Source organism: Pseudomonadota bacterium, from assembly GCA_039196715.1.
GTDB lineage: Bacteria > Pseudomonadota > Gammaproteobacteria > CALCKW01 > CALCKW01 > CALCKW01.
Genome location: JBCCUP010000142.1, coordinates 1 through 4,166 on the forward strand (window position 1 = coordinate 1; position 4,166 = coordinate 4,166).

General features: G+C 68.0%; 5 protein-coding genes. 4 read left to right on the forward strand and 1 reads right to left on the reverse strand.

Features of this window, described 5'->3' with window-relative positions:
- Positions 1–669 precede the first annotated feature (669 nt).
- Positions 670–2,085 (reverse strand): dimethylsulfonioproprionate lyase DddP, encoded by a 1,416-nt coding sequence (gene dddP, locus AAGA11_22660; protein MEM9605678.1) that lies wholly within the window; start codon positions 2,083–2,085, stop codon positions 670–672.
- Positions 2,086–2,167: 82 nt separating this feature from the next.
- Here dddP and nthA point away from each other — a divergent pair, with 82 nt between their 5' ends.
- From nthA to AAGA11_22680, 4 genes are read left to right on the forward strand one after another with little or no spacing between them, the layout of a single operon-like run.
- Positions 2,168–2,776: a nitrile hydratase subunit alpha gene (gene nthA / locus AAGA11_22665; GenBank protein ID MEM9605679.1), complete on the forward strand. Its 609-nt coding sequence runs from the start codon at positions 2,168–2,170 to the stop codon at positions 2,774–2,776.
- The gene (gene nthB, locus AAGA11_22670; GenBank protein ID MEM9605680.1) at positions 2,773–3,426 is read left to right on the forward strand and encodes a nitrile hydratase subunit beta; all 654 of its coding nucleotides are present in this window, start codon (positions 2,773–2,775) and stop codon (positions 3,424–3,426) included. Before nthA ends, nthB begins: the two co-directional genes overlap by 4 nt.
- The gene (locus AAGA11_22675) at positions 3,413–3,793 is read left to right on the forward strand and encodes a nitrile hydratase accessory protein (GenBank protein ID MEM9605681.1); all 381 of its coding nucleotides are present in this window, start codon (positions 3,413–3,415) and stop codon (positions 3,791–3,793) included. The genes nthB and AAGA11_22675 overlap by 14 nt, the downstream gene beginning before the upstream one ends.
- Positions 3,790–4,134 carry a gamma-glutamylcyclotransferase family protein gene (locus tag AAGA11_22680; protein MEM9605682.1) on the forward strand — a complete coding sequence of 115 codons (345 nt, stop codon included), beginning with the start codon at positions 3,790–3,792 and terminating at the stop codon, positions 4,132–4,134. The genes AAGA11_22675 and AAGA11_22680 overlap by 4 nt, the downstream gene beginning before the upstream one ends.
- The last annotated feature ends 32 nt before the right edge of the window (positions 4,135–4,166 follow it).

A 4,166-nucleotide genomic window follows, 5' to 3' on the forward strand; every position in this document is an offset into this window, starting at 1 on the left:
GTCACCCCGTGGGAGCCGCCGCCTCGTGAATCGAGCAACGGTGAATGCGGTTTTCCGTTCAGCAGAAGAATCGCTGCATGTCGCTTTGCGACGATGCAGCTCCCACAGGTTCCGCGTCGTTCCGCAGCGTCGGGAAGCCACAGCCCCTCTGTGGGCCGCCGCCTAGCAGTGCGAACGGCTGCGAACACGGTGTGTCGGTTGGCGGAGAATTCGCCCCGAGGCGGGCCCCTTATGTCACTGCGCGACGATGCGGCTCCCACGGGGCATGCGTTTTCGGCAGCGTGAAGCGGCCCGCATCCCCTGTGGGAGCGTCATCCTTGGCAAAGCCAAGATGGCGCGAATGTCGTTTGGCCCGGGTTGAAATCCCCTCGCGCGGGTCTGCTGCGCAGAGCCCACGCTCCCACAGGGGTGTGCGGCTTCGGTGACATGAAGCGGCCCGCATCCCCTGTGGAAGCGTCTACCTCGCGCAGCGAACGTCGGCGAAATCGGTGTGTCGGTTGGCGGAGGATTCGCCCCGAGGCGGGCCCCACATGTCACTGGGCGACGATGCAGCTCCCACGGGGCATGCGGTTTCGGCAGCGTGAAGCGGCCCGCATCCCCTGTGGAAGCGTCTACCTCGCGCAGCGAGCGTCGGCGAATGCGGTGAACAGGTTCTGAGCGGTTGCACGCTCAGGCGAGTAGCCGTTCCTCGAAGGGGTAGGTCGAGAGGTTCTCAAAGCCGTCTTCGGTGATCACGATCTGGTCCTCGAGCTTGACGCCGTGGCGACCGCCGACGGCGCCGAGGTACACCTCCACACACAGGCACATACCGGGTTCGAGGGCGAAGTCGAACGCACCTGGCTTGTAATCTTCGGGGTAGCTGATGCACGGGTACTCGTCACACAGTCCGACGCCGTGAAATTTCACGCCATAGCGCTGCGGCACGTACTCGGCCGGCAAGGGGTGACCGTTGAAGGTCAGGTCCCTGAAACTGACGCCGGGCTTGCACATCTCGCGGTTGGTCACGATGTGTTCGAGCGCGGTCTGGTAGAGCACGCGTTGCTCGTTGGTCGGTGCGACATCCCCGACCAGCCAGGTGCGTGAGATGTCGGCGCACATGCCGTAGGGACCGATCAGGTCGGTGTCGAAGGCGAGAAAGTCGCCCGCTTGCAGCTCGCGCGGGCCGGCCTCCTGCATCCAGGGGTTGGTGCGGGGTCCGGAGGAGAGGATGCGTGTCTCGATCCACTCGCCGCCGCGCTTGATGTTCTCGGCGTGCAGGATCGACCAGAGTTCGACCTCGGCGATACCGGGCTCAAGTGCAGCGTGCATGGCACCAATGGCGATCTCGGTGGTTGCCACTGCACACCGCATCGCGTTGATCTCGTCGGCGCATTTGATCGCACGTGCGTGCTCCATGAGTTCCCCGCCGCTCTCGATCTGCACGCCGCGGGCCTCGAGCGCGTGCACGCCCACCGGTTCGATGCGGTCGAGCGCGAGTCGGCGGTTGCTGCCGGCGTGCTGCCGCAGCAGGTCGTCGACCTCGTCAACGAAGGCGTTGGCGGCCTCGTGTTCGCGTGTGCCCACCATGAAGTAGAAGAAGGCCGCGCCGGTACGCACCTCGTTCACCCGCGGCAAATGGCGCGACAGGTGCTCGCAGCCTTTGAAGTCCCAGAGAACCACGTAGCCACTCGCCGTCACCAGGCACGCGCGCGACGGGTTGTGTGCTACCCAGAGCTGCATGTTCGTGGTGTCGGTCGCGTAGCGGATGTTGAGCGGGTCGAACAGCAACACCGCGCCGTAGTCGCGCTGTTGCAGTTGCTCGACGATGCGCTGCAGCCGGTAGCCGCGGACCGCTTCGAGGTTTGGCGGCGTGATGCCGCGCTCGGCCCACTCGGCAAACGCCAACGCCGTCGGCCCGATCTCCACCCGGTCCGGATCGATGGGTGTGCCGTCCGGCCGGCGCTCCGCGGGCCGGCCCTCCGGCGGCTGGCGCGTCGGGTCGATCTTGGGCTCGGTGCGGGCGTAGGGTCGGTCATGCGGGCGCGTCTCCGGTCTGGTCCTGACGATAGTGTGGAACCGCAGCGCGGTGTTTCCTGAGGCCGACACCGCGGCGCGATCGCGACAGCCGGACGCTGACGTCCGCGGTGGGCTGCGCTATGGTGGCGTGGTACCCCCAGGAGCGAACCGCGTGTCCCACGACCACTCCCATCTCGACCCGATCGCCGTGCGCGTGCGTGCGCTCGAAACCCTGCTGGTGCAAAAGGGGTATGTTGACCCGGCGGCGATGGACGCGCTGGTCGACACCTACGAACACCGCGTCGGACCCCGCAACGGCGCGCAGGTGGTGGCGCGTGCGTGGGCCGACCCGGACTTCAAACGCGCTTTGCTGGACGATGCCGACGCCGCGATTGCTTCGCTTGGTTTCGTTGGCCGCCAGGGCGAGCACATGGTGGTGGTCGAGAACACGCCCGACACGCACAACCTCGTCGTCTGCACGCTGTGTTCGTGCTATCCGTGGCCGGTGCTCGGCCTGCCACCCGGTTGGTACAAGTCCGCGGCCTACCGGTCGCGGGCGGTGATCGACCCGGTTGGGGTGTTGGCCGAGTTCGGTGTCACGCTGCCCGATGGCACCGGGGTCCGCGTCTGGGACTCCACCGCCGAAGTGCGTTACCTCGTGTTGCCGATGCGACCCGAGGGTGCCGAGGGGCTCGACGAAAACGCCCTCGCCGACCTGGTCACGCGCGACAGCATGATTGGCGCGGGCCTCGCGGTGTCGCCGTCGGAGGCCGCGGCGTGAACGGCCCGCACGACATGGGCGGGCAGCAGAATTTCGGGCCGGTCGACCCGACCGACAAACCGGCGTTCCCCGAGCCGTGGCAGCGCACCGCATTCGCGCTGACACTCGCCATGGGGGCCGCGCGGCAGTGGAACCTCGACATGTCGCGCTTTGCGCGCGAATCCCTGCCCCCGGCCGACTACCTCGGCAGCTCCTACTACGAGATCTGGTATGCCGGGCTTGTCAAATTGTTGCTGGAGAAGGGCCTCGTCACTGAGAGCGAGGTGGCTTCCGGTGCGCTTGAGGTGCCGGCCAAGGACGTCCCGGGGCCGTTGAGGGCAGAGGACGTTGCGGCCGTGCTCGCACGCGGCGGCCCGGTTGACCGGCCGGCGACGATCGACGCGGTGTTCGCGCTGGGCGACCGTGTCCGCGCGAAAGTGCAGCACCCGCACACGCACACCCGTTTGCCGGGCTACGTGCGCGGCCATGTTGGCGTCGTCGAGCGTGTACACGGCTGCCATGTGTTTCCGGACAGCAACGCGGTTGGGGCCGGCGAACAACCCACGTGGCTGTACAACGTCCGCTTCGACGGTTCAGACCTCTGGGGCGCCGACGGTAGCGCGCGTTGCGTCAACGTCGATTGCTGGGAGCCCTACCTTGAGCGAGCCTGATACGGTGGCCCTGGCGTGCCCGCCGCTGCCGGATGTGCAGGGCGGCGAGCCGGTGTTCGACGCGCCGTGGCACGCCCAGGTGTTCGCGATGACAACGGCACTCAACGAAGCCGGCCATTTCGCATGGCCGGCGTGGGCCGAGGCCTTCGGGGCGACGCTCGCCGCCACGCCACAGGCACCGGAACAGAGCGTCGCAGACCACTATTTCGGGTGCTGGCTCGACACGCTGGAACGCTTCCTCGAGGCGCAGGGCCTGGCCGGCGCGGGGCAGTTGCAGGCACTCCAGCAGCAGTGGGATGCCGCAGCCCGGGCCACGCCGCACGGTGCGCCTATCGAGCTCGCGGCTGCGCGTGGCGGTGTCACGTGAGCACGGCAGCCGTGCCCGGCCTCTTCGTCTACGGCACGCTCGCACCCGGCAAACCGAATCACCCGGTGGTGTCCGACATCGACGGCAGCTGGGAGCAAGCGAGTTTGCGGGGCCAGCTCCACGACGAGGGTTGGGGTGCCGCGAGCGGCTGCCCGGGCATCGTGCCCGACCCGGCGGGCGACCCGGTGGCTGGCTGGGTCCTGCTGTCGGCCGAGTTGACTGCGCACTGGACGCGGCTGGACGCGTTCGAGGGTGAGGGGTACACGCGCGTCCCGGTGACCGTCGAGACACCGGACGGGCGCACGCTCGGGGCCGAGGTGTACGCCTTGAACCGAGGCTGAGCGACGTGGCGCGCGGTGGCGCGAAAGCCAAA